This window comes from Megasphaera sp. AF13-6AC, assembly GCF_027685385.1.
GTDB classification, from domain to species: Bacteria; Bacillota; Negativicutes; order Veillonellales; family Megasphaeraceae; genus Megasphaera; species Megasphaera micronuciformis.
Window position 1 is genome coordinate 1 of record NZ_JAQCUN010000248.1, and the last position, 1,083, is coordinate 1,083.

Sequence of the window (1,083 nt, forward strand, 5' to 3'; positions counted from 1 at the left end):
AACCGTTGCCGGTATTTTACGCATGCAAATGCGGCGTGTCGAGCATGAAGAAGCACGGAACGCATTGCAGGAAGCTTTAAATCGTATCCTCGGTATTGCGTTGGTTCACGATACGTTGGCATACGGGGAAGAAGAACGAATAGATTTGGCTAAGTTAGGGGAGAGCTTATTGGGATTGACCGTTTCCAGTCTCACGGAAATCCGAGAACGAATAAGGACACACTTTAACGGTGAATCAATTTTTGTGTCATCAGGCGTAGGCGTGTCGGCGGCTTTGATTTTAAATGAGCTGCTTACCAATTCCGTGTTACACGGATTTTCAGACGACGGTTGTGGTGATATTTATCTTTCCGTCAAGAGGCGAAACGGGCAGTGTATACTTGTTGTTACGGATACGGGGAAAGGTATGGAACCCGGAATAGACGGTAAAAAACGCTTGGGTCTGGAAATCGTGAAAACTGTGGCGGAAAAAGATTTACACGGCAGTTTTTCTATCTGCGCCAATCAACCGTGCGGGACAACGGCGACCGTAGCTTTTCCTTACATAGAGGAGTGATGAAAATGTCTTATCGCATAGTCATTGCCGATGATGAAGCCCTTATTTGCATGGATTTGAAAGAAATGCTGGAAGAAAGAGGGCATGTCGTCGTTGCGGAAGCGGCTGACGGAGTGCAGGCGTTGGAAGCGGTGCGCAGAGAACGACCCGATTTGGTTTTTCTGGATGTAAAGATGCCGCGGCTTGACGGAATTCATACTGCAAAGTTGATTCATGGTGAAAAATTGGCTCCCGTTATCTTACTGACTGCCTATAGTCAGCCGGATATTGTAGATGAAGCGGCTAAGTCGGGTGTATTCGCCTATTTGGTAAAACCTGTAAATCCCGCCAATTTGTATCCGGCCATGGAAGTGGCCGTATCTCAGTTCAGGAGCCAACGTCAAAAGGATGAGGAGTCATTTCGGCTGAGAGAAGAGAGACAGCTGCTGAAACTGTCGGCTAGGGCCAAAGAAATTTTGGTAAAAAGATACGGTATTACGGAAGGAGAGGCACAACGGCGTCTTCAACAGTATTGCATGAAGCACGGT

The 1,083-nt window shown here is 47.3% G+C and carries 2 protein-coding genes; both read left to right on the forward strand.

Annotated features, from left to right (window positions below; translation table 11 throughout):
* Positions 1-556, forward strand: a 556-nt coding sequence (locus PGX78_RS08585) for a sensor histidine kinase (protein WP_270446542.1), incomplete at its 5' end; no start/stop codon positions are given.
* Positions 557-561: 5 nt separating this feature from the next.
* Positions 562-1,083, forward strand: a 522-nt coding sequence (locus tag PGX78_RS08590) for an ANTAR domain-containing response regulator (RefSeq protein WP_270446543.1), incomplete at its 3' end; no start/stop codon positions are given.